The organism is Anaeromassilibacillus sp. SJQ-5, assembly GCF_054108045.1.
Window position 1 is genome coordinate 330,181 of sequence record NZ_JBPJWQ010000001.1, and the last position, 26,191, is coordinate 356,371.

The 26,191-nt window shown below is 61.0% G+C and carries 17 protein-coding genes; 14 read left to right on the top strand and 3 right to left on the bottom strand.

Going from position 1 to position 26,191, the window contains the following annotated elements; translation table 11 throughout:
* Positions 1–74: 74 nt before the first annotated feature.
* On the bottom strand, positions 75–3,032 hold the full coding sequence (locus ACSAMM_RS01360; RefSeq protein ID WP_457789238.1) for a sensor domain-containing protein: 2,958 nt from the start codon (positions 3,030–3,032) through the stop codon (positions 75–77).
* Positions 3,033–3,320: 288 nt separating this feature from the next.
* Here ACSAMM_RS01360 and ACSAMM_RS01365 point away from each other — a divergent pair, with 288 nt between their 5' ends.
* The 13 genes from ACSAMM_RS01365 (at position 3,321) to ftsZ (ending at position 21,041) form a co-directional block, all read left to right on the top strand.
* Positions 3,321–4,628 carry a DUF1015 family protein gene (locus tag ACSAMM_RS01365; protein ID WP_178721841.1) on the top strand — a complete coding sequence of 436 codons (1,308 nt, stop codon included), beginning with the start codon at positions 3,321–3,323 and terminating at the stop codon, positions 4,626–4,628.
* A gap of 465 nt (positions 4,629–5,093) precedes the next feature.
* Positions 5,094–5,513, top strand: coding sequence for a division/cell wall cluster transcriptional repressor MraZ (gene mraZ / locus ACSAMM_RS01370; protein WP_178721843.1), 420 nt, complete (start codon positions 5,094–5,096; stop codon positions 5,511–5,513).
* A 47-nt stretch (positions 5,514–5,560) separates the two neighbouring features.
* The gene (gene rsmH / locus ACSAMM_RS01375; protein ID WP_457789240.1) at positions 5,561–6,511 is read left to right on the top strand and encodes a 16S rRNA (cytosine(1402)-N(4))-methyltransferase RsmH; all 951 of its coding nucleotides are present in this window, start codon (positions 5,561–5,563) and stop codon (positions 6,509–6,511) included.
* 82 nt (positions 6,512–6,593) lie between these two features.
* Positions 6,594–7,076 carry a hypothetical protein gene (locus ACSAMM_RS01380; RefSeq protein ID WP_178721847.1) on the top strand — a complete coding sequence of 161 codons (483 nt, stop codon included), beginning with the start codon at positions 6,594–6,596 and terminating at the stop codon, positions 7,074–7,076.
* A 369-nt stretch (positions 7,077–7,445) separates the two neighbouring features.
* A complete protein-coding gene (locus ACSAMM_RS01385; protein ID WP_457789242.1) occupies positions 7,446–9,737 on the top strand; it encodes a penicillin-binding transpeptidase domain-containing protein in 2,292 nt (763 codons plus the stop codon).
* 53 nt (positions 9,738–9,790) lie between these two features.
* On the top strand, positions 9,791–12,118 hold the full coding sequence (locus tag ACSAMM_RS01390; protein ID WP_178721851.1) for a penicillin-binding transpeptidase domain-containing protein: 2,328 nt from the start codon (positions 9,791–9,793) through the stop codon (positions 12,116–12,118).
* Between the two features lie 81 nt (positions 12,119–12,199).
* A complete protein-coding gene (locus tag ACSAMM_RS01395; protein WP_457789243.1) occupies positions 12,200–13,636 on the top strand; it encodes a UDP-N-acetylmuramoyl-L-alanyl-D-glutamate--2,6-diaminopimelate ligase in 1,437 nt (478 codons plus the stop codon).
* A 72-nt stretch (positions 13,637–13,708) separates the two neighbouring features.
* Complete coding sequence (gene mraY / locus ACSAMM_RS01400; RefSeq protein WP_457789245.1) at positions 13,709–14,725, top strand: phospho-N-acetylmuramoyl-pentapeptide-transferase; 1,017 nt, start codon at positions 13,709–13,711, stop codon at positions 14,723–14,725.
* Positions 14,726–14,823: 98 nt separating this feature from the next.
* Positions 14,824–15,981 carry an FtsW/RodA/SpoVE family cell cycle protein gene (locus ACSAMM_RS01405; protein WP_457789247.1) on the top strand — a complete coding sequence of 386 codons (1,158 nt, stop codon included), beginning with the start codon at positions 14,824–14,826 and terminating at the stop codon, positions 15,979–15,981.
* A gap of 102 nt (positions 15,982–16,083) precedes the next feature.
* On the top strand, positions 16,084–17,199 hold the full coding sequence (gene murG, locus ACSAMM_RS01410) for an undecaprenyldiphospho-muramoylpentapeptide beta-N-acetylglucosaminyltransferase (protein WP_178721857.1): 1,116 nt from the start codon (positions 16,084–16,086) through the stop codon (positions 17,197–17,199).
* A 211-nt stretch (positions 17,200–17,410) separates the two neighbouring features.
* Positions 17,411–18,664: a UDP-N-acetylglucosamine 1-carboxyvinyltransferase gene (murA, locus tag ACSAMM_RS01415; protein WP_457789249.1), complete on the top strand. Its 1,254-nt coding sequence runs from the start codon at positions 17,411–17,413 to the stop codon at positions 18,662–18,664.
* Between the two features lie 51 nt (positions 18,665–18,715).
* Complete coding sequence (locus tag ACSAMM_RS01420; protein WP_178721861.1) at positions 18,716–19,609, top strand: FtsQ-type POTRA domain-containing protein; 894 nt, start codon at positions 18,716–18,718, stop codon at positions 19,607–19,609.
* Between the two features lie 334 nt (positions 19,610–19,943).
* Positions 19,944–21,041, top strand: coding sequence for a cell division protein FtsZ (gene ftsZ / locus ACSAMM_RS01425; protein WP_457789251.1), 1,098 nt, complete (start codon positions 19,944–19,946; stop codon positions 21,039–21,041).
* 169 nt (positions 21,042–21,210) lie between these two features.
* Here ftsZ and ACSAMM_RS01430 read toward each other — a convergent pair whose 3' ends face one another.
* Complete coding sequence (locus ACSAMM_RS01430; RefSeq protein ID WP_457789253.1) at positions 21,211–23,850, bottom strand: YfhO family protein; 2,640 nt, start codon at positions 23,848–23,850, stop codon at positions 21,211–21,213.
* The gene (gene mgrA, locus ACSAMM_RS01435; RefSeq protein WP_178726130.1) at positions 23,847–24,833 is read right to left on the bottom strand and encodes an L-glyceraldehyde 3-phosphate reductase; all 987 of its coding nucleotides are present in this window, start codon (positions 24,831–24,833) and stop codon (positions 23,847–23,849) included. Before mgrA ends, ACSAMM_RS01430 begins: the two co-directional genes overlap by 4 nt.
* A gap of 193 nt (positions 24,834–25,026) precedes the next feature.
* Here mgrA and ACSAMM_RS01440 point away from each other — a divergent pair, with 193 nt between their 5' ends.
* The gene (locus ACSAMM_RS01440; RefSeq protein WP_457789255.1) at positions 25,027–26,172 is read left to right on the top strand and encodes an SPFH domain-containing protein; all 1,146 of its coding nucleotides are present in this window, start codon (positions 25,027–25,029) and stop codon (positions 26,170–26,172) included.
* Positions 26,173–26,191 lie beyond the last annotated feature (19 nt).

Consider the following 26,191-nt stretch of genomic DNA (forward strand, 5'->3'; position numbering starts at 1 on the left):
CGCCCCGCCTGAAAGCAACGGTGTCCTTTGGAAACACCGCTTCCTGACAGTAGGATGGGAGAATGCCCCCGCGGTTATTCACCGAAAAAGTCTCCGGCGAATTTTTCAAAAGCATCCGGGGGGAGGGGGCGGCTGAACAAGTAGCCCTGTATGGCTATGCAGCCCATTTCCTGCAGGATGTGCAGCTGTTCCCGCGTTTCCACCCCTTCCGCCACGCAGGCGATCCCTAGATCCCGGCACATGTCGAGCATATGACGCGCCACAATGCGGCTCTCCGTATGGCTCACCAGGTCGTAGACCAGGCTTCTGTCCAGTTTAACGACTTGGAATTTCAGCACCGAGAGCATGGACATGCTGGAATACTTGGAGCCGAAATCGTCGAGGGACAGCGGGAAGCCCAGCTCGGCAATCTGCAGGCCGATGGTCGACAGGGTTTCCCGCTCAATGTCGCCCACCCGTTCGGTAATCTCGATTTCCATCAGACGGCGATCCACGCCGTAGCGGGACGTGATATCCACCAGGGTGTTCAGCAGATCGCCCTCAAGAAGAGTGGCGCGGGAAAAGTTGAGGGAGACGGGCAGCAGAGGCCATCCGCTCGCCTTCCAGCGGCGGAGGGTTTTGCAGACCTCCTCGAAGATGAAGAGATCCACATACCGGATAAGGCGTTCCTTTTCCAAAAGCGGAATGAAGCGATTGGGCGGAATGTCGCCGTATTGCGGATCCCGCAGACGCACCAGCGCCTCGGCCCCCAGTATCTTCTGGGTGCGGGCGTCCACCTTGGGCTGCAGCACCATATGGAAGTGACCGGCCTTCAGCGCCTGAAGCAGGCCTCGGAGCATGGCCGGGCGGTTGTGACTGCTGGACACGGTTTGTTCGTAATACCGTCGCTTACCCAGCAGCATCCGCTCATTTGCGTGATCGATGAGCTCCTCGGGATCGATGTCCACATCCGTCCAGGCGAAGCCCAGGGAGAAGCCGCCGTTGAGCATCTCTTCCGCTTCCAGGCGGCTCGCCTGCACCTGCTCCAGAAACTTCTGATAGGGGACGTTTTCACACAATACGATAAATTCGTCCCCACTGAAACGGTACACCTGCCCCTGCGGAAAGCATTTCCGCAAAATATCGGCGGTGCGGATAACGGTCTGGTTGCCCTGAATATGCCCGTAATCCTGGTTGATGGCTTTCAAGCCGTTGAGATTGGCAGCCGCCACGCCCAGACTGGACAGGGGGGCGCGGGAGAAGTCCCGCAGATAGCGCAGATAGCTGTTGCGATTGAGCAGGCCGGTCAGCAGATCGTGGAAAATTGCAAACTCCTGTTGCTGCCGCATCTGCCTTTTGGCCATCTCGTTCGAGACGAAGAAGGACAGCGAACGAAGCAGAGGCGCTTCGTCGGTGTGCTGGGTGGGGTTGACTATGCCGAAGTACCGCACGCCATCCGTTTCCCCATCGAAGGGAATCAGGAAGTAGGAGCGGATTCCATGCTCCCGCCAAAAGGCGTATTCGTCGGGATGGGTGGCCCGCAGGGTTTCCGGATTGTTCAAAAAGATCGTTTCCCGTTTTTGGAAGGCCTGCGCCCAGCGGGAGATGATGCTGGGGGGGAGAAGGGGCAGCAGGCCGGCATCCCCGTCCGCGCGGCTCCATTTGTTGAAAGCGCGGATGGCGGCGTCCGCCTCCGCCAGCCCCAGAATATAGGCCCGTTCCGCGCCGTAGAATTCACCGATATGCCCCAGCATGGATTGGATGGCGCTGTCTAGTTCGCCGGTATGTATCAGGGAATCGATGCACTGCAGCAGAATGTTCACGGTATCGGTTTTGTCGGCCAGGCGCTGGTTCAGATACCGGCCGTCCGAGATGTCCACGGCCAGCTCGATGTGAGCGGGCTTTCCCGCCCAGGAAATGCGCTTGCCCCGCAAATGATACCGGCGGCCCAGAAGCCGGTTGTCGTGTTCCCAAGAATACCAGCGGTCTTCGTGCAGCAGAGAATTGACGCAGAAGGGACAAGGGGCCTCCAGCCCGTACAGCGCCTTATAGCATTTTTGCCCGCCGATGTCCTTGGCGGGCAAGCCGATGGCCGCGAGACCGGCGGCGTTCATGTAGAGCATGTCATAGGTGACGGGATCGGAAACATAGACGATTTCCGGCGCCTGATCGAGGAGCCAGGCGGTATCGGGGCTCAGCTCCGCCGAGGCCTCCAAATCGAAAGAGGTGGCGGCGATCTTTCGGCGGATTTCCCGATCCTCCCGCATTTTCTGGTCGATATCCTCCGAAACGCCCACAGCCCGTACCGGCCGGCCACTGTCGTCAAAAATGGAGGCGTAGGTGATTTTTGTCCAGGAGTACCCGCCCGCGGCCCGGCGTGTCTTGCCGATCCATTCCCCGAACTGGGCGCCCTCCTCCAGGCGGCGGTACATGGCGCGCAGATCCTCGGCAAAATCGGCGTGCACCACCCCGCTTTGAATGATAGAGGCCGGAACGTCGGGAATAATCGCGTCGTGCAGCGTGTATTTACTCAGCGATCCGTCCATTTGAAAAATGGAGTGCGAAGCGAAGTCGTATTCCCAAATGCAGCTGCCTGTCAGGGCGATGGCGATGCGATACCGCTCCTCGTTGAGACGGCTGCGCTCCTCCGCTTCCTTGCGGCTGGTGCCGTTTAGAATATATCCGCGCATAATCCGTCCGTCGGAGGAGTCGACAAACGCCCCTTCCACCGTCATCCAGACCGTTTTACCGTCCCGGCGGATAATTTTATTTTCAAAGCTCAGGGTGGCCTTTCCCTGCCGGATTGCCTCTTGTACAGCGCTGCGTACGTCCTCCAGACTGTCGGGATGCATATACCGCGCCGCTTGGTTGTTCAGCTCGTCCCGCAGCAGCTCCGGCGTATAGCCAATCCTTTCATAATACCGGCCGTTTCCGGCCAGAACGGTGAAATTCTCATCCATGCGGACAGTGAAAATGCCGAAGGGCATGTCCATAGTATCCGGCAGGCAGGCATCGGCTGGACGCCGGGGAGGGGGCACGAACGCGCCGGGCATATGGGATCACGACCTTTCTCTGCTGGGGTTTTCCTTTGGATTTTTCTTCCATGAAATTGATCTGCCTGTATCATCCTGTTTATTTTCTTATATTAGCGGATAATTAGGGGATTGTCAACGAAAATGGGAGGACGACAAGCGTCGGCGTGTGAAAAAACAGCACTTTTGAAACTCACAAGGCGGCTTGTGTCAATTTTTGTGCAGGCCCTTTCTTTTTTCTCCGGGATATAGTAGTATAAAAGAGCAGTAACCGGCGGGCGCGCCCGCCGCTATGGAGGTAGTGACAATATGGCAGACATCCGACCCTTCCGCGCCCTGCGGTTTACCGAGCGGGCGGGGGACATCCGCGAGCTTACCTGCCCGCCCTACGACATCATTTCCGAGTCCCAGAGGCTGTCGTATCTGGCCCGCAATCCACACAACATCATCCGGCTGGAGCTGCCCCGGGATGGGGCCGACCCGTATGCCGCCGCGGGGGAGACGCTGCGCAGCTGGCTGGAGGAGGGCATTCTCCGGCAGGACGACGAAGCCGCTTTCTATGTGTATGAAATCGAGTTCGACCTGGAGGGCATGAGCGACATCAGCGGTATGGCCGGTGGCCGGCGGAGCATCGTGGGCCTGATCGCTCAGGTGCATCTGGAGGAGTTCTCCAAGGGGATTGTGCTTCCGCATGAGGAAACCCTGTCCAAGGCCAAGGAGGATCGCTTCAACCTGATGAAAGCCACCCACTGTAATTTCAGCGACATCTATTCCTTATATATGGACGACGGCGGGGAAGAGGAAACGCTGGACATATTGGGACTGGCTCAAAGGGAGAAGCCGGTGAGCGAGCTGACCGACGAGGCGGGGCTTACCCATCGCTTGTGGGCAATCACCGATGCGGGAATCGTATCGGCCATACAGCGGCGGTTTACCGATACCAAGCTGTACATCGCCGATGGCCACCATCGGTATGAGACGGCGCTGCGCTACCGGGATACGCTGCGGGAACAGGGAATCCTGGACACGGATGCCGAGTATGTGATGATGATGCTGGTGGAAATGAGCCATCCCGGCCTGGTGGTGTTTCCCACCCATCGGATGATTCGGGACGTGAAAAACTTCGATGCCGCCAAGCTGCTGGCCGATTCCGCGCCCTATTTCGATATCCGCACGGGCGTGCCGCTGGACGCGCTGGATGAGTCGCTGGAGCACGCCTATACCGAGGGACGCAAGGCCTTCGGGTTCTATACGGGCGGCGAGACGGTGACGGTGATGACTCTCAAGGACACGGCGGTGATGGACAGCCTGCTGCCCGACCTTTCCCCCACGGCCCGCCAGCTGGACGTCAACGTGCTGCATACCCTGGTGCTGGAGCGGCTGCTGGGTATCGACAAGGAAAACATGGCCAATCAGGTGAACCTGACCTATACCCGCAGCCTGCGGGAGGCGCTGGACGACGTGGCGGCCGGGGCGTACCAATGCAGTTTTCTGCTCAACCCCACCCGCGTGTCGGAAATCCGCGACGTGGCCGCAGCCGGGGAAAAAATGCCCCAGAAATCCACCTATTTTTATCCCAAGCTGATTACCGGCCTGACCATGAACAAACTGGATTAAGGCGTCAAATCCCCCGGCCGCGGCCGGGGGATTTTTGTTAATCAGTCCTCGAGAAAACCAGCCGGCGGATCGCATTGCACGATTCACCGGCTGGTTTTTCACATGATGGGGGAGCGTTGTGGAGAACTTTTCCCCCGGGCGGTTTTCCCTGTGAAAAGGTGGAAAACCACAAATCAGACAGTAAAAGAGAGAAATTTACCGTTTCAGGAAAATTTTTCTTGTATGCTGACACAAAATGACCGCGGAAAAAACACATCAGCCCCTTGCAATTTCCGCGTACACCCTTTATAATGTGATTTAAGTGGTGAAAAGTAGTGCTAAGTGGTGCAGAGTGGTGGGTTTCAACACTTTCCACCGAGTTTTCCACCGTGGCAAGCACTTTTCACCGGTTCCACGAAAGGTTCCCCCGCTTTTCCACAGTTGGACAAGCCGTGGGGGGATGCCGACAGAGAAGAAGGTACGCGGATGCTTTATGGCCGTTACCAACACAATATCGACGCGAAGGGGCGCATTTTCGTGCCCGCTAAGCTGCGAGAGAAGCTGGGCGATGCCTTTATCGCCGCGGCGGTCATGGATCATTGCGTCTGCCTGTATTCGATGGAGGAGTGGGACAAGCTGATGGAGGGGCTGGCGGCTTCCCCCATGACCCAGTCCCGCAAGCTGCTGCGCGTCCTGTCGGCCAACGCCCAGGATGTGCAGGTGGACGCTCAGGGCCGCATCCTGCTGCCTAAGCATCTGCTGACCTACGCCTCTCTGGAGAAGGAGGCGCTGGTGCTCGGGGCGGGTAACCGGGCGGAAATCTGGAACCCCGCGGAGTACGAGAAGGACGTGGGCGACATGGACGCCGACGCGGTGGAGGCCGCGTTCGTCAGCCTTGGCTTCTAACCTGGAATACGCATACTTTTGAGTAAACACGGAAAGGCGGCGGCGGCATGGAGGAGCGGCCCGAACAGCGCTACCACCGGCCGGTACTGCTGGAGCAAACCATAGAGGCGCTAGACATCCGGCCGGACGGCGTGTATCTGGACGGCACGGCGGGCGGCGGCGGGCATTCTTTCGCGATTGCCTCCCGGATCACCACCGGCCGTCTGATCGCCCTGGACAGGGATCCGGATGCAGTCAAGGAGGCCGGCCAACGGCTTCAGGGCCTTCCCGCCGTCGTGGTGCAGGCAAATTTCACCCAGATGGCTCAGGTGCTGGAATCGCTGGGGGTGGACGGGGTGGACGGCGTGCTGCTGGACATCGGCGTCTCCTCTCACCAGCTGGACGAGGCGGGACGCGGGTTCTCCTACCACATGGAGGCCCCGCTGGACATGCGGATGAGCCAAAGCGGCGTCACCGCCGCCGACCTGGTGAACAGCCTGACGGACAAAGAGCTGGCCGACATCCTGTTCCGGTATGGAGAAGAAAAATACGCCTGGCCCATCGCCCGCGAAATCCTTCGCCGGCGGGCGGCTGCGCCGATTGTGACCACCACCGAGCTGGCGGATATCGTGCGGGAAGCCGTGCCCGCCGCCTATCGCCGGGACGGTCATCCCGCCCGCAAGACCTTTCAGGCGCTGCGCATCGCGGTCAACGGCGAACTGGACTGCTTGTCCGCCGCCATGGACACCGCGTTCGACTGCCTGAGGGAAAACGGGCGGCTGGCCATCATCACGTTCCATTCCCTGGAGGATCGGATGGTCAAGCAGCGGTTCAACGATTGGCGCAGGGGCTGCGTCTGCCCGCCGGATTTTCCCGTGTGCGTCTGCGGACGGACGCCGGCGGCGGAGCTGGTGCTCAAAAAGCCGGCGGAGGCGACGGCGGACGAGCTGGCGGACAACCCCCGCAGCCGGAGTGCCCGGCTGCGCTGCGTGCGCAAGCTGCACGACCGGTATGGCTAAAGCCAAGGATAACGACGCCGTCGGTACGGGAGCGGGGCTCCCCGCCGCCGGCAAGGAATGATAAAAACAAGGAGGACGCGTCATGGCAGGGCAGAGCAACCGTTCGGAAGCGTATGATCTCGCGCTGTTCGAACCCAAACAGGCCAAAATCGTCGAACTGACCCCGAACAAGAAGCTGCAAAAAGCCGAACGGCGCCGCACGCGCGTCCAGTCGGTGCTTAACACGATGGGAGTGCTGCTGGTCTCCACCGTCATCATCGGGGTGGTCAGCATGATGATTACCAGCCGGGTGCAGCTGACCGAAATGAACCGGACCATCAACGAGTACGACGACACCATGAAGAAGCTCAAAAGCGAGGAGACCCGCCTGCAGACCGAGCTGGCCCAGAAGCTGAGCGCGCAGAGCGTGGACGAATACGCCCGCAGCCAGGGAATGACCGGCATCGAGAGCGAACAGATTCATTACATCACCCGGGGGGACAGCGACGAGGTGCAGGTGGCGGAGGAAAAGCCCGCCCATTGGTGGGATGCGCTGTTTGACACCATCGCCGGCTGGTTCTCTTAGAGCTGAAAAAATTTGTCCCTCCCGGCATACGGCGGGGACGAGGGCAATAAGTATGTAGAGAGGGGAACGCCGCATCCGGGCGGAGACGACGGCGCGGCCCGCCGGGGATACGGCATACCGACGAACGCAGGCGTACGGTTTACGTATGCTTGCGTTTGTCATAGGTGGAGACATGGGGCGGATTCCCCCGCTTTTGCGGGCGAACCGAGACAGAAGTGTACAGGCAGCCGGAAACGCAGGACAGGGCGTGGGAACGGAAGTGGATCCGTTCCCACCTCTCCTCGGACCGGGATACGGAAAAGGGCGGCGGCGCCTTGGGAATGGGAAAGGATTCGCATCTCACCGTATCGTGGAAAGGGGACTGCTCACATGGCCAAGCAACACCGGCCCGTGGTGACCACGCAATCGCCCAGCCGACAGATGTGGCGGCGCAGTGTCATCATTATGGTCATCCTGGTGGGCTTCTGTTTTTCCGCCGTCATCGGCAAGCTGGCCGTTCTCCAGCTTGTGGAAACGGCCGACTGGCAGGAGCGCGCCGTCACCCAGCAGCTCAGCGACAGCGTGGTGACCTCCAAGCGGGGCACCATCTACGACGCCAACATGAAGACGCTGGCCGCCTCGGCCGAGGTGTGGAAGCTGATCATGGCGCCCAAAAACATCCAGGATTTGGATACCAATCGGGACATGCGCACCTTCATCGCGGATCAATTGGCGGAGATGCTGGGCGTGAACCGGGAGAAGCTGTACAAACAGACGGGCAAGACCTACTCCCAATACGAGGTGGTCAAGTCCAAGATGGAGTTCGAGCTCAAGGAAAAGGTGGCCCAGTGGATTCTGGACAACAAGCTCATCGGTGTGTTCAGCATCATCCCGGACTACAAACGGTATTACCCGCTGCAGAACACCCTGTCCAACGTCCTGGGCTTCACCGGCACCGACAACACCGGGCTGGAGGGGCTGGAGGCGGCGTACAACGCCGATCTGATGGGCAAGGCGGGGCGGATCGTCACCGCCAAGAACGGCTGGGGCGACGAGCTGCCCACCGATATGGAATACGCCAAAATCGTGGATGCCGAGGACGGCAACAGCCTGGTTCTTACCATCGACGCCAACATCCAGACCTTTGCGGAAAAGTATCTGGAAATCGCGGTCAAGGAAACGGGCTGCACCAACCGGGGCGCGGTGATTATCCAGGATGTCAACACCGGCGGCATCCTGGCCATGGCCATCAAGGGGGACTACAACCCCAACGATCCATTCACCGTCAGCGATCCGGATTTGGCCGCCCAGATAGCCCAGCTGGCCGGGGATGAAAAGTCCGCGGCCCTGGCCAAGGCACGGCAGTCTCAGTGGCGGAACAAGCCGCTGGTGGAATGCTACGAGCCGGGCTCGGTCTTCAAGGCGTTCACCTCCTGCATGGCCATTGAAACCAAGGTGGCCGACGAGCATACCTCCGTCCACTGTGGCGGCAGCCTGAAGGTCAAGGGCTGGCCCAAGCCCATTAAGTGCCACAAGGCCGGGGGGCATGGAACCCTGGATTTCCCCGGGGCGGTGTCGGCCTCCTGCAACCCCTATTTCATGACCATGGGGCTGCGGATCGGCGGACACAACTTCTTCAAATACTTCACCGATTTCGGCTTTACCAAGAAAACCGGCATCGACATGCTGGGCGAGCAGTCCAACGCCGGGCTGTACCATGGCGAAAAGGTACTGTCCAACCCCGACTCGGAGGCGTCTCTCGCCACCTCGGCCTTTGGGCAGACCTTTAAGGTCACGCCTCTGCAGGTCATCACCGCCATGTCGGCGGTGGCCAACGGCGGCAAGCTGATGCAGCCCTACGTGGTGCAGAAAATCATCGCCCCCGACGGCACCGTGGTCAAGGACGTGCAGCCCACCGTCAAGCGGCAGGTGGTCAGCGCCGACACCTCCCGCCGGGTGGCGGCCATGATGGCGGCCAGCGTCAACGGCGGCGGCGCCAAAAACGCCTACGTGCCCGGCTTCCGGGTAGCGGGCAAGACGGGCACCTCCGAAAAAATCGACCAGAAAAAAGAGGGCGAGGTAGGCGATGTCGTCGCCTCCTTCTCCGGCTTCGCGCCGGCGGACAATCCGCAGGTGGCCATCCTGGTGCTGCTCGATGAGCCGCAGGTGGCGGTGGGCTTGCGGTACGGCGGCACCATTTCCGCGCCGGTAGCGCAAAAGGTGTTTGCCAGCGTCCTGCCCTACCTGAACATCGAGACCAAGTACACCGAGGCGGAGGTCAAGGCGCTGAACCGCACCACCCCCGACTTGAAGGACAACAAGCTCGATGCCGCGAAAAATAAGCTGACCAACAGCGATCTGCGCTGCCAGGTGGTCGGCGGAGGCGATACGGTTCTCCGGCAGGTGCCGGAAGCCGGCAAGCCCATCCCCAAGGAGGGCATCGTGGTGCTGTACACCGAAGAGGCGGAGGAGCCGACCGCCAAGGTTCCCGATTTCAAGGGCAAGACCCTGGCCGAGGCCAACAAGCTGGCCGCCGACGCGGGCATCAACCTCCAGTTTTCCGGCGTGGGCCTGGAGAACGGAGAGGCCAAGGGCGGCGATCAAAGCGTGGCCGCCGGCACACAGGTGCCTCTCGGCACCGTGGTGACGGTTACGTTTATTTATCAGGATACCATTGAATAGGGGCCAGGGCCTGACGGCCCTGCGCCCGGGACGTGAAAGGAAAAGGATGCACGATGGCAGGAACCGGCAACCCCCCACCCCGTAAAACCACTAAGGCGCCCACCCGGCAGATGTGGCGCCGCTCCATCATCACCTTGGTGATTATCATCGGCTTCTGTTTCACCGCCGTGGTGGGCAAAATGGGGGTGCTGATGATCGCGGAAGGGGAGGACTGGCAGCAGCGGGCGGTGTCCCAGCGGATGAGCGACAGCATCACCACACCCAGCCGCGGCACTATTTACGACGCCAACATGAACATCCTCGCCGCTTCCTCCGAGGTGTGGAAGATCATCCTGTCCCCCAAGGACATGAAGAGCGTGAAGGTGAAAAAAACGCCCACGGAATACTACACCTTCGAGGAGCTGCGCGGCGTGGTGGCCGACGGCGTGTCGGAAATCCTGGGGATCGACCGGGATAAGCTGTACGAACAGACCGGGAAAACCGATTCCCAGTATGAGGTGGTGCAGTCCCGGGTAGAATATAAGCCGAAGGAAGCTTTATCCAAATGGGTGGAGGAGCACGGCATCGGCGGCTTCGCTTATCTCAAGGATTACAAACGGTATTATCCGCTGGGGCACACCCTGTCCAACGTCCTGGGCTTTGTGGGGACCGACAACGCCGGCCTGGAGGGCCTGGAGGCCCAGTATGATTCGGTGCTCACCGGTAAGGCGGGCCGGATCATTACCGCCCGCAACGGCTGGGGCGACGAGATGCCCACCACCCTGGAATACAAAAAAGAAGTGGACGCCGAGGACGGTAAAAGCCTGGTGCTGACCATTGACCAGTATATCCAGACCTACGCGGAAAAGTATCTGGAGGAAGCCGTCGCAAACGCCTCCGCCACCAACCGGGGGGCGGTGATTATCCAGGACGTCAACACCGGTGCCATCCTGGCCATGGCCACAAAAGGGGACTACGACCCCAACCAGCCCTTTACGGTCAGCGATCCCACTGTGGCGGCCCAAATCGCCGCGCTGGCCGGGGATGAGCAGTCCAGGGCTCTGACCCTGGCCCGGCAAAAGCAGTGGCAGAATAAGCCCATTGTGGATTTCTACGAACCAGGCTCGGTGTTCAAGACCTTCACCTCCTGCATGGCTTTTGAGGAGGGGATTTCCACCGAAACCGACACCTTTACCTGCACGGGCAGCATTTCGGTTGTCGGCTATGGTCAACGGATTTCCTGCCATCAGCACGGCGGGCACGGCACCATCGATTTCCCCCACGCCATTTATGGCAGCTGCAACCCCTATTTCGTCGACGTCGGCCTCAAGATCGGCGGGCACAATTTCTTTAAATACTTCACCGGCTTCGGTTTCACCCAGAAGACCGGCATCGACATGATGGGCGAGCAGACCCCCAGCACCATGCTGTATCACAGCGAGGAAAAGCTGTCCAATCCCTTGTCCCAGTCGTATCTGGCGACCTCCTCCTTCGGCCAGACCTTCAAGGTATCGCCCATCCAGATGATCACCGCCATGTCGGCGGTGGCCAACGGCGGCAAGCTGATGCAGCCCTATGTGGTGCAAAAGATCCTGGACGGCGACGGCAACGTGGTGGAGAACATCACCCCCACCGTCAAGCGCCAGGTCATCAGCGAGGAAACGGCCAAACGGGTGGCCGCCATGCTGGACACGGCGGTGAACACCGGATCGAAAAACGCCTACGTGGCGGGCTACCGGGTGGCGGGCAAAACCGGCACCTCGGAAAAGCGGGATATTAAGGTCGAGGCCGGGCAGCAGCAGGAGGTCATCGGTTCCTTCGCCGGCTTCGCGCCGGCGGACGATCCGCAAATCGCCATTCTGCTGATGGTCGATCAGCCCCAGGGCTCCATGATCAGCCGCTACGGCAGCACGGTCGCCGCCCCCTACGCGCAGAAGATTCTCGCCGAGGTGATGCCCTATATGAGCATCGAGCCCAAGTATACCGAAAAAGAAGTGGCCGCCATGAACCGGACCACGCCCGGGGTGGAAAACACCGACGTGACCGCGGCCAGGGCCAAGCTGACCACCGCCGGCCTGAACAGCGAGGTGCTCGGCAGCGGCACGACGGTCGTCAAGCAGGTGCCGGAGAAGGGCAAGCCCATCCCCAAGGAGGGCAAGGTGTATCTCTACACCGACGACAGCGTTACCGGCCAGACCACCAAGGTGCCGGATTTCACCGGTAAGAGCGTGACTCAGGCCAAGCAGGCGGCGGCCCAGGCCCGTTTGAATATCCAGCTGACCGGCGGCGGTCTGGATTCCAGCGAGGCCAAGGCCTCGGGACAGAGCGTGGAGGCGGGCGCCACCGTGCCGCCGGGCACGGTGGTCAACGTCACCTTTATCGTACAAAATGATATCCGATAGAGCCGGCGTCCCATTGAAGCGGGACACGCTCGCTCTGAGTCTATTTGTGCCTTGCGCACGGCGAAAGGAATGTGATTTCCCATGAAGCTTTCACAATTGCTGGACGGCACCGGCGTTGCCTGCCCGCCTGAATTGGACGGGGAGATCGCGGGCATCACCTGCGATTCCCGCCGGGTGGAGCCGGGCTGGGCCTTCGTGTGCATCCAGGGGACCGCGCAGGACGGCCACGCCTACGCTGAAAAGGCCGCGCAGGCCGGGGCGGCGGTCGTTGTCGCGCAGCGGGATGTGGGGCTTCCCTGCCAGCTTCTGGCTGCCTCTACCCGCCGGACCTGGGCGCTTATGTGCGCCAACTGGTTCGGCCGGCCGGCGGAAAAGCTGCATATGGTGGGGGTCACCGGCACCAACGGGAAAACCACCACCACCTGCATGCTCAAGTCGGTGCTGGAGGCCTGCGGCCACAAGGTCGGGCTTATCGGTACCATCCAGAATATGATCGGCACCCGGGTGCTGCCGGCGGGACACACCACCCCGGATCCGTATGACCTGCAGAGTATGCTCGCGCTCATGGCGGCGGAGGGCTGCGCCTACTGCGTCATGGAGGTGTCCTCTCACGCGCTGGATCAGGACAGGGTGGAGGGCTGCGCCTTCGACGCGGCGGTTTTCACCAACCTGACCCAGGATCATCTCGACTACCACAAGACCATGGAAAATTACCTGGCCGCCAAAAAGCGCCTCTTTTCTCTGTGCCGCCACGCTATCATCAACGTTGACGATCCGTGGGCCGACAAGCTGACCGAGGGCCTGACCTGCCCCATCGATACCTATTCAGCCAAGAGCGACGCGGCGGATTACACGGCCCGGGAGATTCAGCAGCGGCCTGAGGGCGTGGAATTTCAGCTGGTTGGCACCGGGGTCATCGGCCGGGTGAGGCTGCGCATTCCCGGCCTGTTCTCCGTGTACAACGCGCTGGCGGCCGCCGCCTGCGCGCTGCGGCTGGGGATCCCCTTCGACAAGGTGGTGGAAGCGCTCTGCGCCGTGCAGGGGGTGAAGGGCCGGGCGGAAATCGTCCCCACCGGCCGGGATTTCACTGTGGTCATCGACTACGCCCATACCCCCGACGGGCTGGAAAACATCTGCAAAACCATGAAAGCCTGCACCACGGGGCGGCTGTTAACGGTCTTCGGCTGCGGCGGTGATCGGGATAAGGGAAAGCGGCCTTTGATGGGCGCCACCGCCGCCAAATATTCCGATTTTTTGGTGGTGACCTCCGACAACCCCCGTACCGAGGAGCCGGACGCCATCATCCGGGATATTCTCGCCGGCCTGCGGGATACTGGTACCCCCTATGAGGTGGTGGAGAACCGGACCCAGGCCATCCGTTTCGCCATGAAAAACGCCCGGCCGGGCGACATCGTCCTGCTGGCCGGCAAGGGGCACGAGACCTACCAGATTCTGGCCGACGGCGTGATTCATCTGGATGAAAGGGAAGTCGTGGCCGAGGCCCTGAAGGAAGAATAGCCATCGATACAGGATGCAATGGTTCAGATACAGCGGTGCCGGATGGCGCCGCAGGAGAGGAATGGGCGGACAATGGATGCGACAACATTGACGGTAACGGCCGGGGCGGCGCTGGCCGGCTTTCTGATAGCGGCTCTGCTGGGGAAGGTTCTCATTCCGGTGCTGCACCGGCTGAAGTTCGGGCAGACCATCCGGGAAGAGGGCCCGGCCTGGCACCGCGCCAAGCAGGGAACCCCCACCATGGGCGGGGTGCTGTTTATCATCGGCTCCCTCGCGGCAGCCCTGCTGGCAATAATCGCCGGGCAGTTCCTGCTGCCGGTGAAGGTGTTCAGCGGCACTTCCCTGACCCTGACCAAGCTGTTCGGCGGGATGCTGCTGGCTTTGTGCTGCGGGGCCATCGGGTTTGTGGACGATTACATCAAGGTGGTCAAGAAGCGGAATCTGGGGCTGACCGCCTCCCAAAAACTGTTCGCCCAGCTGCTGGTTGCCGCGGGTTATGCCATTTCCCTGTACATGGCCGGAGGCTCCCGCTTCTATATCCCGTTCTTCGGGCTGGTGGACTGGGGGATCTGGTTTGTTCCCTTCTGCATGTTTGTGGTGGTGGCCATGACCAACGCCACCAATCTGACCGACGGCATTGACGGCCTGTGCGGAACCGTCAGCTTTGTGGCCACCCTGTTTTTCCTGGTGCTGGCGGGTATGCTGGAATACGTCGGCCAGGGGCTGCTGGCCGCCGCCTTCGCCGGAAGCCTGGCAGGCTTTCTCGTCTGGAACCTCCACCCCGCCAAGGTGTTTATGGGAGACACCGGCTCGCTGTTTATCGGCGGGCTGCTGTGCGCCCTGGCGTTCGGCATCAACCAGCCGTTCCTGCTGGTGCCGGTGGGTGTGGTGTACATCGCGGAAAACCTGTCAGTGTTGCTGCAGGTGGGCTATTTCAAGCTGACCCACGGCAAACGGCTGTTTAAAATGGCGCCGCTGCATCACCATTTTGAGATGTGCGGGTGGAGCGAGGCCAAAATTGTGACGGTGTTTTCCCTGGTCACCCTGCTGGGCTGCATCGGGGCCGCGCTGCTCGTTATCTACGCCTGACGGGCGTTTCCAAAGGTTTCCTTCGTTCTACCGGTTGCATAATTCCTGGAAAATCCCGTATAATGGATCACAGAACAACGCCTGAAAGGAGGGTGGGTATGGCAAACGCACAAGCCGCCGCCATGAAAAAGAAACGCAAGCTCTTTTCCATTGCCAATGGATTTGACATGCCTTTCTTAATCATTCTCATGCTGATCCTGGTTATCGGCCTGGTGTGCATGTATTCGGCCAGCTATGCCTACGCCTTCTATTGGTACGACGGCGACAGCTATTACTTCATCAAGCGCCAGCTGGCCTTTGCCGTTCTGGGCGTGGTGGCCATGCTGATGATTTCCACCATCGACTACCATGTGCTGCATAAATTTTCATGGGTGCTGTGGATCGTCTCCCTGGCGCTGCTGGTGGTGGCGTACATCATGCCCTCCTCCACCGGCATCCACCGGTGGATCCGCATCCCCGGCATCGGCCAGTTTCAGCCCTCGGAGGTAGCTAAGTTCGCCCTCATCGTGCTGTACGCCCATCTGGTGTCCCTTAATCATAAAAAGATGAAAACCTTTACCAAGGGCTATCTGCCCTTTATGGCCATCTTAGGCATCACCTGCGGTCTGGTGTTTATCGAGCCCCACCTGTCCGGCACCATGCTGCTGCTGGGCATCGGGCTGATTCTCATGTACGTGGGCGGGACGCGGCTGGTCTATCTGCTGGGCACCATCGGCATCGGCGGCGCGGCCGCCGGGTATATGATTTTCGGCATGGGCTATGAAAAGGACCGTATCGACGTGTGGCTGAAACCCCTGGAGATGTTCACTAAGGACAAGGACATGGCGTGGCAGACGGTGCAGTCCTTGTATGCCATCGGCTCCGGCGGCCTGATGGGCCAGGGTCTGGGCAACTCCCGGCAGAAGCATCTCTTTCTGCCCGAGCCGCAGAACGACTTTATCTTTTCCATCGTGTGCGAAGAACTGGGCTTCATCGGCGCGGTGCTGATCATCATCCTGTTCGGCCTGCTGGTCTGGCGGGGCTTCGTCATCGGCATGAAGGCGCCCGACAAATTCGGCTCCATGCTGGCCATCGGCCTGACCGGCCAGATCGGCCTGCAGGTGGCCTTCAATGTGGCGGTGGTCACCAATACCATCCCCAACACCGGCATCAGCCTGCCTTTCTTCAGCTACGGCGGCACCTCCTTGGTCATGCTGCTGGCGCAGATGGGCGTAGTGCTGTCGGTATCCCGCAGTATACAGGCGGAAAAGGCCTAGGCCTTTTCCGTATAAAAGCCGGGCCGGGCCGTTCGGCCCGGCTGTCGTGATAAGAGCGTGACATTTCAGGCTTCCTCCCGCAGCAGAAGAAAGGGTGGTTTTGTGCGTGTTTTGATGACGGGCGGCGGTACGGCGGGGCATATCAACCCGGCCCTGGCCATCGCTGCCAAGATAAAGGCCGAGCAGCCGGATGCGGATATCCTTTTTGTGGGGGCCGCCGGCCGGATGGAAACCACGCTGGTTCCCGCCGCTGGGTATCCGATTCAAACGGTGGATGTCCGAGGGTTCCAGCGGCGGCTTTCAGTGAAGAACATAGGGCGCAACCTGTCCGCCGCCGTCCACGCGGTCACAGCCGGCACCGCCTCCGCGAAAATCCTCAGGGATTTCCGGCCGGATATCGCCATCGGCACCGGCGGCTATGTCTGCGGGCCGATCCTGCGCAAAGCGGCCAAAATGGGGATCCCGGTGGTGGTGCATGAATCCAACGCCTTCCCCGGCGTGACGGTCAAGATGCTGGCAAAATACGCCACCGTCCTCATTGCCGACGAGGCGGCGCGGAAATACCTCCCCCCCGACGCCAAGGTGGTGGTCACCGGCAATCCCCTGCGGGCCGATTTTTTCAGCGTCGATAAGGCGCAGGCCCGGCGGGAGCTGGGGCTGGACGATCGCCCCCTCATTCTGTCCTTCGGCGGCAGCCTGGGGGCGGAGCGGATCAACAGCACCATGGTGGACGTGCTGCGGCGCAGCCACGAGAAGGGCCTGTACCAACACATCCACGGCACCGGCAAAAGCGGCTGGGAGAGCGTGTGTGCCAAGCTGCGGGAAGCCGGCGTTCCTCTGAAAGGGGACGGCATCTGGGTGCGGGAATACATCGACGACATGCCCCGCTGCATGGCGGCGGCGGACTTGGTGATCTCCCGCTGCGGGGCCATGACCCTCAGCGAGCTGCCTGCGGCGGGCAAGGCTTCCATTCTCATCCCCTCGCCCAATGTGGCGGAAAATCATCAGTATCACAACGCCATGGCCCTGGTGAACCGGGGGGCCGCGGTCTGCATCGAGGAAAAGGATCTCACCCCCGACGCGCTGTGGGATTCCATGGAGGCCGTCGCCGGGCATCCGGATGTGCTGCGTTCCATGGCGGAGCATGCCCGAAGGGCCGCCATTCTCGATGCATCCGACCGTATCTACGCCGTTATCCAGGATGTGCTGAGCCGCTGAGCCGGCCCGGATGAAATCCCCGTTTTTCCCGGCTTTTTCCCTTTCCCGGCGGAAAAAAGCGCCATCGCGCACCGATTTTCTCTGTTTGCATAGAATGGCTTGTGGCGTATAGCCTTACGCCTTACCAAAAACAGAGAGGGTGCGGGAATTGGCGCTTTCCGGTTTTGCGGCCGCCAAGGTACCGCCACCCGCGAAAGGGTGATGGATGGACATGGCGAAATTGATCGTGGAAGGACTACATAAATTAAACGGGGCCGTCGGGATACACGGCGCGAAAAACAGCGCGCTGCCGGTGCTGGCGGCCACCCTGCTGGCAAACAGCGTCAGCGAAATCGGCAATTGCCCGCGCTTGTCCGATGTGGATGCGTCGGTGGCCATTCTGCGGTGTCTGGGCTGTCAGGTGGATGTCCGGGATCATGTGGTTACGGTGGATCCGGCGGGGATGTGCCGGTGTGAAATCCCCGATCATCTGATGCGGGAAATGCGCTCCTCCATCGTCTTTTTAGGGGCGATTATCGCCAAATGCGGGGAGGCGCGCATGTCCTTCCCCGGCGGGTGTGAGCTGGGCCCCCGGCCCATCGACCTGCACCTGGACGCCCTGGAAAAGCTGGGCGTCGCCATCGAGGAGGAGCGGGGGCATCTGCGCTGCCGCGCCAAGGGGCGGCTGAAGGGGACGGAAATTTCCCTGGCCCTGCCCAGCGTGGGGGCAACCGAGAACGTGCTGCTTGCGGCAGCCACCGCCGATGGAACCACCGTGCTGCATAATGCGGCCCGGGAGCCGGAGATCGAGGATTTGTGCGGGTATCTCAACGCCTGCGGGGCGCGTATTGCCGTCGAAAAGGACGGGGTAATCACCATCGAGGGGGTGGAAGCGCTGCACGGCTGCCGGCACGAGGTGATCCCCGACCGCATCGAAACGGCCACCTATATGGCCGCGGCTGCGGTCACCGGCGGCACCCTGCTGCTGAGGAGCGCCAGGCCGGAGCATGTGAATACTGTCTTTCCCGCTTTCGAGGAGGCAGGCTGCCAGGTGTCAGTCTGGAAGGATGAAATTCTTATCAGCGCCCCGTCCCGCCTGCGGCGGGTGAAGACGATCCGCACCATGCCCTACCCGGGCTTTCCCACCGATGCGCAGGCGCCGCTGATGGCCATGGCCTGCCTGGCCGACGGCACCAGCGTGTTCATCGAGACCATTTTTGAAAACCGGTATAAACACGCCGGGGAGCTGATGCGCTTGGGCGCGAAAATCAAGGTGGAGGGCCGGGTGGCCGTGGTGGAAGGGGTGCCGATGCTGTCCGGCGCGCCGGTGGAGTGCACCGATCTGCGGGGCGGCGCGGCCCTGGTGGTGGCGGCCCTCGCCGCCGAGGGCCACACCGAAATCACCTGCCTGACCCATTTGGACAGAGGCTACGAGGAGCTGGAGGACTGCCTGGCGCGGACCGGGGCGGTTATCCGGCGGGAATAATGATGGTGATCGCTCGGTACCGGAGAGCGGGACGTGGAAAGGCGTGAATTCATGGGTAAACAGCAGAAAACGACCGACCGGCAGATCCCTAAGAAAAAGAGGCGGAAGGCCAGCCGGTTCCATATGGCCTTGGCGCTGTTTATCGCCATCGTGGCGGTCAGCGGTGCGCTGGCGTTTATGCTGCTGATGCTTCCGGGAAGCGGCGAGGCATCGGCCGAAAAGCCGGCGGTGTTCGGCGTTCACGACATCCAGGTGGTGGGAAAAACCCGGTATTCCGCCGAGGAGATTATCGCCGCGAGCGGCATCCGGATTGGGCAGAGCCTCTTTTCGGTCAGCAAAGTCAAGGCTCACGATAATATTATGTCGCAGTTCCCTTATCTAGAACGGGTGGACGTGGGAAATTCCTCCTTCGACACGGTGGAAATCAAGGTGTGGGAGGTGGAGCCCATCGGGGCGATGTACGCAAACGGCAAATGGCTGGTGGTGGGCGGCAACAACAAGGGCGTGGAAGCCCTGGAGATACAGGGCGACCGCCCGCCCCGGTACTTGTACTTCAAGGGGGCGGAACCCGACGAAAACTGTCGGGTGGGCGGCAAGGCCATGAAGGATCGGGATTTCGGCATCGTCACCGCCTTGATGGAAGCCGTCGAGGCCAATGGGCTGGAAAACATCGGCGTACTGGATGTGTCGGAAAAGACCAACATCAAGCTGGATTGGAAGGGGCAGATCACCGTCCTGCTGGGAACCGAAAACAACCTGAAGGATAAGGTGGCGGCCCTGGCCAATATCCTGCCCGAAATCATCAAGAACAACGGCGACACCGCGGCGGGCCAGCTGGATATGCGATCGTATATGGAGGACAGCCGGGCCTTCTTTACCCCTTGGGACATCCTGAATTCCACCACCACCCCCGCCGGCGCGGGAGGCACCACGACCGCCGGATAAAGCCCTTCCTTATGGGGGCGCGCTTCCCCCTTTGCTTCGGCCCCATATCCCTGAATTTGGCAGATTTGTCCTATCCGGGAGACCAAACCACCATATAGGCCGTCTCTGGTGGAAAAAGGCAAAAAAAATTTACAAATATAGTGATGAAATTGCGTTCAGGCAGTTGAAATGCCGGGCCGCTCGTGGTAGAATTATAGAGATATTAATTCACTTATATGTATCGAACGATAACAGGTGTTACATAACGGGCGTGTTTTTCCTAAAATGCGCATTTTGGATAGGGAATTCGGTGGGGCGGCGGCCTTGCGGGACGATTAACGTGGGAGGAAGTTTCATGAGCATTCTGCAGTTTGACAGTGATTCCATCGATGGGGTTCAGATAAAAGTCGTGGGCGTGGGCGGCGGCGGCGGCAACGCGGTCAACCGCATGGTGCGCGCCGGCGTGCAGGGCGTGGAATTCGTGGCTATTAACACCGATCAGGCTGTCCTGCGCCTGTCCCAGGCGGATCAGAAGATTCAAATCGGTGAAAAGCTGACCCGGGGCATGGGCGCAGGCTCCAACCCTGAAAAGGGCCAGCGGGCGGCGGAGGAAAGCCGCGACGAAATCGCCGCGGCCCTCAAAGGCACCAACATGGTATTCATTACCGCCGGCATGGGCGGCGGCACCGGTACCGGCGCGGCCCCCGTCGTGGCGGAAATCGCCCGGGATCTCGGTATCCTGACGGTGGGCATCGTGACCAAGCCCTTCGCCTTTGAGGGGCGCCGCCGTATGGAGCAGGCCGAAAACGGCATCACCGCCCTGCGGGAATATGTGGACAGCCTGGTGGTCATCCCCAATGAGCGCATCAAGCTGGTCAGCGAACAGCGTATCACCTTGGCCAACGCCTTTGAGGTGGCGGACGACGTGTTGCGTCAGGGCGTGCAGAGCATCTCTCAGCTCATCAAGGTGCCGGGCCTGGTTAACCTGGACTTTGCCGACGTGACCTCCATCATGAAGGACGCGGGCTATGCCCACATGGGCGTCGGCCGGGCTGAGGGCAAGGATCGCGCCGAACTGGCGGCCCGTGCGGCCGTGGCCAGCCCCCTGCTGGAAACCTCTATCGATGGCGCGCGCGGCGTGCTTATCAACATCACCGGTACCTCGGATCTGGATTTTGAGGACGTCGACAAGGCGTCGGAGATCATCACCAGCGCGGCTCATCCGGACGCGACCATCATCTGGGGCGCGGCCTTCGACGAGAATCTGGGGGACACCCTGTGCGTGACGGTCATCGCCACCGGCCTGGTGTCGGATAATTCCTATAAAGCCAAGGAGCCGGAAGGCACCCCTCTGGCCAGCTTCGGCCAGAAGGTGGAAAACGTCGCCTCCTCCGTGGAGGACGACGAGGGCTATACCGACATTATGGGGATTTTCAAAAAGAAGAGAGACTGAATCGAATAAAAAGATACCCCGACCGAGGTCGGGGTATCTTTTTATTCGATTGAAAAATAACGATGGATAATTTTAATTATTATTAATATTTCTTAACGGCACATGGTGTGCGTTTCTCACGGCAGGCCTGAAAAACCGGCAATCCGCTGCTCGGCGGATTGCCGGTTTTTTAACGTTCTCTTTTCCTCACCCGCCGCCAAATGCAGACGGCGAGGAGCCCCGCCAAAGTCAGGCCGGATACCACCGCGCCGGGCACCAGCCCATAGGGGATAAACCGCAGGGACACCTGATGCTCTCCAGCGGCAACAGGATAGGCCAGGAACGCGTCTCCCACCTTCACCGGTTCCACCGTTTTGCCGTCGATAACGGCCCGCCAGCCCTTGTCGTAGGGGATGGAGGTGAACACCAGCCCGTCCCGCGGCGCCTGAATGGTGCCGGTTACCGTCGTGTCGGTGACGGACAAATCCTGTACGGCGGTCTGCCTCAGTTCATCGATGAAACCGGAGAAGGCTTCCTCGTCGAAGCCGGCGGCCCGCACATCTGAATACCAGCCCTTGTACCAGACCGGCACCTTGACGATGACGGTGCCCGCCTCCTGCATCCCCAGGTCGATAACGCCGCGGATTAGGCGATCGTCGTAGACGTTGAGTTTTTTGCCATCGACATACACGGGGGAATGCTCGTTAAGGTTGTTGTTCAGGTGAAGCAGCACGTGCTGCTTCACCGGATTTTCGATGGTGAAATACAAGTTGGAGCCGGCCGGGACGGTCACCGATCCGCCGTTTGCTTCCGGATCGCCGTCGGTACAGGTCACCGTTACGGGCAGAGAGGAATAATAGGTGGTCTCCCGCCCGTTTAGTGAGGAGAAAAAGCGGTTCTGCAGGGTGAAGGGATCCGCCCCGCCGGGGTTCAGTTCGGCCGCCGCCTGGTCGGCGAAATACAGCAGGGGCAGGGCGTTTTCATTGCGGAACAGGGTGGTGTCTCCATAGGACGCGCCGGTGGATACCATCCCCGGCCTTAGTTCCTCTGTGTCCCAAACGTACCGGATGCCCAGCACCGCGTCCAGGGCGGAGGTGGACCCCATATACCGCAGATAGCGGTTCTGCACATAACAGACCATACCGAGGTTCCCGAGAAATTTGAAGGCGATCTGGTTGGACAGGGAGCTGTAGTGGCTCAAAGCGTGGTACCCGGCGTTCATGCCGTCGTTGGAGTTGCGGGCGGTGGAGTTTTCCACCCGGTAGAATCCGCTGTCGTTCTGCGCGTCGAGCAGCGCGGTCAGCTGGGCGTTACGCGCGGTGTAATCGGTATAGTTCTGTCTCTCCACAAAGCGGAATTGGTCGTCCAGTCCATTCAGAATCGCGGTGGCGTTGAACAGCAGTTCGACGGAGACCGCCGCCACCAACAGCGCCGCCAGCGCCCGCCGGGGCCACAGGATGGCCGGCCGGCTCGCCTCAGCAGCCTGCAGCTCCCGCCGCCGGGCGTGCCAGACGAGGAAGGTTATCAGCCCGTAGCCGCCCAGCATCAGGGCGGTGGCCCACCAATTGCCCGCGTAGGGGATCTGGCCGCTGGCCCCGCCCAGCAGCGTTGCCAGGGCCAGAGCGCCGAAGCTGATGGGGATGGCGGCAGGCCGGATGTCCGCCGGGCAGGCCAGCACCCGGGCTGCGCAGGTGATCAGGAGGAAAAGAATGACAAAGGTGTACCGGTAGGGGAACCAGTTGGGCGGCTGGAACACATGCCAGGCCAGATCCAAATCGTACAGCAGCAGGCTCAGCAGCATCACGGCCAGCAGAGCGCCCACCACGTATTTTTCCCGCCGCGGGATGGAACGGTGGGTGAACCATAAGGGCAGCAGCCCCATCGTCAGCACCCCGCCATACAGGGTGGGCGTGCCCGAGTTGGTGGCCGAGTCGAACGCCCCCCACCCCATCTTGCCCAGCAGCGCCAAGGGGTTGGCCCCCGCCTGAAAGGTCAGGGAGAAGCCGTGAACATTCTCGTAGCCGCCCAGCAGGGCGGACAGGGTGGGCAGCAGCAGGAAGGTTGCCAACCCGGCCGCCAGCGCCGTACCCGCGAAGAAAGCCCCCAGGCGGCGAACAGGCCGCCGATCCTCCCGGCAGGCCAGCAGCCAGCCGAGATACAGCAGGAAGGTGAAGATGCCCACCACATACGCGATGTAAAAATTCGCGAGAAACAGCACCGTCAGGGCGGCGGTGAAAGCGCCGATGCGCCCCTTGTCAAAAACGCGGCGGGCCGCCAGCGCCACCAGTGGCAGCAGCACCATCCCGTCCAGCCACATCAGGTTGAAGCAATAGGTTACCCCGTAGCCCGCCAGCCCGTACAGGGCGGCGAACAGCAGGTTGACCCCGCCGCCAATGCCGTGGCGCTTGCGCAGCCAGAGGGAAAAGGTCAGGGCCGAGGCGGCCAGCTTCATGGAAATGATGAACAGTATGGCCTCGGTCAGCATGGCCCGGGGAAAGCAGAACAGCAGCAGGGTGAAGGGACTGGCCAGATAATACGCCAGCAGGCCCAGAAAATTCATGCCCAGGCCGGTGTCCCAGGTGAACAGCAGGCTGCTGCCGGATTTCACCATGTCGTACAGCGCCGCATGAAACTCCACATACTGCTGGTTCAGATCCGTGATGAGTATCGATTTGCCGCCGAAGGGGTAGAAGCCGAACACCGCCAGCGCCGCTGTCCATATGACCGCGGTCAGCCCAAAGGCGGCCAGCATGCCCCCCGTCGTCCGTCCCCTCTCGGAGGAGAGCCGGCCGCGTAGGGAGCGGCGGCTCGTCTGTGTATGACCGTTCATGCTAGAACCGCCTCAATGGCCGCCAACTCGTCTGCGGTAAATTCTAGCTGCCGCAGCGCCCCCAGATTGTTCTCCAGCTGCCCGACGCTGGACGCGCCCACTAAGGCCGAGGTCACCCGCCCGCCCCGCAGGATCCAGGCGATGGCCATCTGGGCCAGACTCTGTCCCCGTTCGGCGGCGATGCCGTTCAGCTTACGGATAACGTCCAGGCGCGCGGGCGTGATGTCCGCTTCCTTCAGAAAAGCGCCCCGCGCCGCCCGGGAATCGGCGGGGATTCCGCCGAGATACCGGTCGGTCAGCAGGCCCTGGGCCAGGGGCGAGAAGGCGATGCTTCCCATACCCTCTTCGTCCAGCACGTCCTGCAGGCCGTCTTCAATCCAGCGATCGAACATATTATACCGCGGCTGATGAATGAGGCAGGGCACCCCCATCTGCCGCAGGATCGCCGCCGCCTGCCGGGTCTGTTCCGCCGAGTAGTTGGACACCCCCACGTACAGGGCCTTGCCCGCCCGGACGGCGGAGGCCAGGGCGCCCATGGTTTCCTCCAGAGGGGTTTCCGGATCCGGCCGGTGGGAATAGAAAATATCCACATACTCCAGCCCCAGGCGTTTCAGGCTCTGGTCGAGGGAGGCCAGCATGTATTTCCGGCTTCCCCAGTCCCCATAGGGGCCGGGCCACATGCCGTAGCCCGCTTTGGTGGAGATAATCAGCTCGTCCCGATAAGGGGCCAAATCGGTTTTCAGCACCCGTCCCAGGGTTTCTTCCGCCGAGCCGGGAACCGGGCCGTAGTTGTTGGCCGCGTCGATATGGGTCACGCCCAGATCGAAGGCCCGCAGTAGAATCGCCCGGGAGGTCTCATAGGGCGTCACGCTGCCGAAATTCTGCCAGATGCCTAGGGACACCGCAGGCAGCTTGAGGCCGCTGCGACCCACCCGGCGGTAGGCCATGTCGTCATAGCGGCTGGGGTCGGCACTGTAAGGCATTTTTACCATCCTTTCCTTGAACAAGGCATTCTATGTACAGTATTATATCGTGGGAAAAGAGGGAAGTACAGGACAATTTCCCGATTTTTTCTTAAGTTTTGCGCAAAGATGCGTTCCCGGTCTTTGAAATTGCTCAGGCAATATGCTATACTGATACCAATACAGGCGACAGCCGCGAAAGTGGAGGTACAACATGGGCTTATTTGATTTCGTCAAAAACCAGTTTATAGAGGTCATTGAAGCGACGGATTTCCAGCAGGACATGATCGTGTTTGAGTTCCCCGTGGCGGGCCATGAAATCAAAATGGGCGCCCAGCTGATCGTCCGGGAGGGGCAGTGCGCGATTTTCCTCAACGAGGGTACCCTTGCCGACGTGTTCGGCCCGGGCCATTACACCCTTTCCACCGAGAATATGCCGGTGCTCTCCAAGCTGAAGGCCTGGAAATACGGCTTCAATTCCCCCTTTAAGGCGGAGGTCTTCTTCGTCAGCACCCGGCTGTTTACCAACCAGAAATGGGGCACCCAGAAGCCGGTGCTCATGCGGGATCAGGAGTTCGGCATGATCCGCCTGTCCGCCTTCGGCGTCTTCGCATATAAAGTGGTGCAGCCCGACGTGTTCATGCGGGAAGTGTTCGGCACCCTGCCCTCCTTCACCACCAAGGACATCACCGAGTACCTGCGCCGGATGATCACCTCCTCCCTGGCGGACACCATCGGCGAATCCAATATCGCCGCCATCGACATGGCCAACAGCTACGACGAGCTGGGGATGGAAGCCCGGAAAAAGGTGCAGGTCAAATTTGGCGAGCTGGGCCTCGGGCTCCAGTCCCTGACTATCGAGAGCATTTCCCTGCCCGAAGAGGTGGAAAAGGTCATCGACAAACGCACCTCCATGGGCGTGCTGGGCGATATGGGGAAATACACGCAGTACCAGGCGGCCGAGGCCATCCGCGACTTCGCCCAGAACGAGGGCGGCGGCGGAATCGCCGGTATGGGCGTGGGCATGGGCGCTGGCGTCCAGGTGGGCCAGGTCTTCGCAGGCGCCATGAACCAGAATATGGCCCCGCGGCAGCCCGCCGCCCCGGCCCCCGCCCCGGCGCAGACCATTGCCTGCGCCAGCTGCGGCGCGCAGGTGCCGGCAAGCGCCAAGTTCTGCACGGAATGCGGCAAGAACCCCCAGCCGGCGGGAGAGATCTGCCCGGGCTGCGGCGCGACCGTGACCGCCGGGGCTAAGTTCTGCCCCGAGTGCGGCAAGCCTCTGCAGCAAGTTTGCTCCAAATGCGGCGCCAAAGTGACCGGCAAATTCTGCCCCGAGTGCGGCACCCCGGCAGGCAATTGACCCTATAACAGAGGCTTGT

What these genes read in the sequence shown, in the direction of transcription:
- ACSAMM_RS01360 (WP_457789238.1), bottom strand. Translation starts at nt 3,032, where the DNA reads ATGCCCGGCGCGTTCGTGCCCCCTCCCCGGCGTCCAGCCGATGCCTGC.
- ACSAMM_RS01365 (WP_178721841.1), top strand. Translation starts at nt 3,321, where the DNA reads ATGGCAGACATCCGACCCTTCCGCGCCCTGCGGTTTACCGAGCGGGCG.
- mraZ (WP_178721843.1), top strand. Translation starts at nt 5,094, where the DNA reads ATGCTTTATGGCCGTTACCAACACAATATCGACGCGAAGGGGCGCATT.
- rsmH (WP_457789240.1), top strand. Translation starts at nt 5,561, where the DNA reads ATGGAGGAGCGGCCCGAACAGCGCTACCACCGGCCGGTACTGCTGGAG.
- ACSAMM_RS01380 (WP_178721847.1), top strand. Translation starts at nt 6,594, where the DNA reads ATGGCAGGGCAGAGCAACCGTTCGGAAGCGTATGATCTCGCGCTGTTC.
- ACSAMM_RS01385 (WP_457789242.1), top strand. Translation starts at nt 7,446, where the DNA reads ATGGCCAAGCAACACCGGCCCGTGGTGACCACGCAATCGCCCAGCCGA.
- ACSAMM_RS01390 (WP_178721851.1), top strand. Translation starts at nt 9,791, where the DNA reads ATGGCAGGAACCGGCAACCCCCCACCCCGTAAAACCACTAAGGCGCCC.
- ACSAMM_RS01395 (WP_457789243.1), top strand. Translation starts at nt 12,200, where the DNA reads ATGAAGCTTTCACAATTGCTGGACGGCACCGGCGTTGCCTGCCCGCCT.
- mraY (WP_457789245.1), top strand. Translation starts at nt 13,709, where the DNA reads ATGGATGCGACAACATTGACGGTAACGGCCGGGGCGGCGCTGGCCGGC.
- ACSAMM_RS01405 (WP_457789247.1), top strand. Translation starts at nt 14,824, where the DNA reads ATGGCAAACGCACAAGCCGCCGCCATGAAAAAGAAACGCAAGCTCTTT.
- murA (WP_457789249.1), top strand. Translation starts at nt 17,411, where the DNA reads ATGGCGAAATTGATCGTGGAAGGACTACATAAATTAAACGGGGCCGTC.
- ACSAMM_RS01420 (WP_178721861.1), top strand. Translation starts at nt 18,716, where the DNA reads ATGGGTAAACAGCAGAAAACGACCGACCGGCAGATCCCTAAGAAAAAG.
- ftsZ (WP_457789251.1), top strand. Translation starts at nt 19,944, where the DNA reads ATGAGCATTCTGCAGTTTGACAGTGATTCCATCGATGGGGTTCAGATA.
- ACSAMM_RS01430 (WP_457789253.1), bottom strand. Translation starts at nt 23,850, where the DNA reads ATGAACGGTCATACACAGACGAGCCGCCGCTCCCTACGCGGCCGGCTC.
- mgrA (WP_178726130.1), bottom strand. Translation starts at nt 24,833, where the DNA reads ATGCCTTACAGTGCCGACCCCAGCCGCTATGACGACATGGCCTACCGC.
- ACSAMM_RS01440 (WP_457789255.1), top strand. Translation starts at nt 25,027, where the DNA reads ATGGGCTTATTTGATTTCGTCAAAAACCAGTTTATAGAGGTCATTGAA.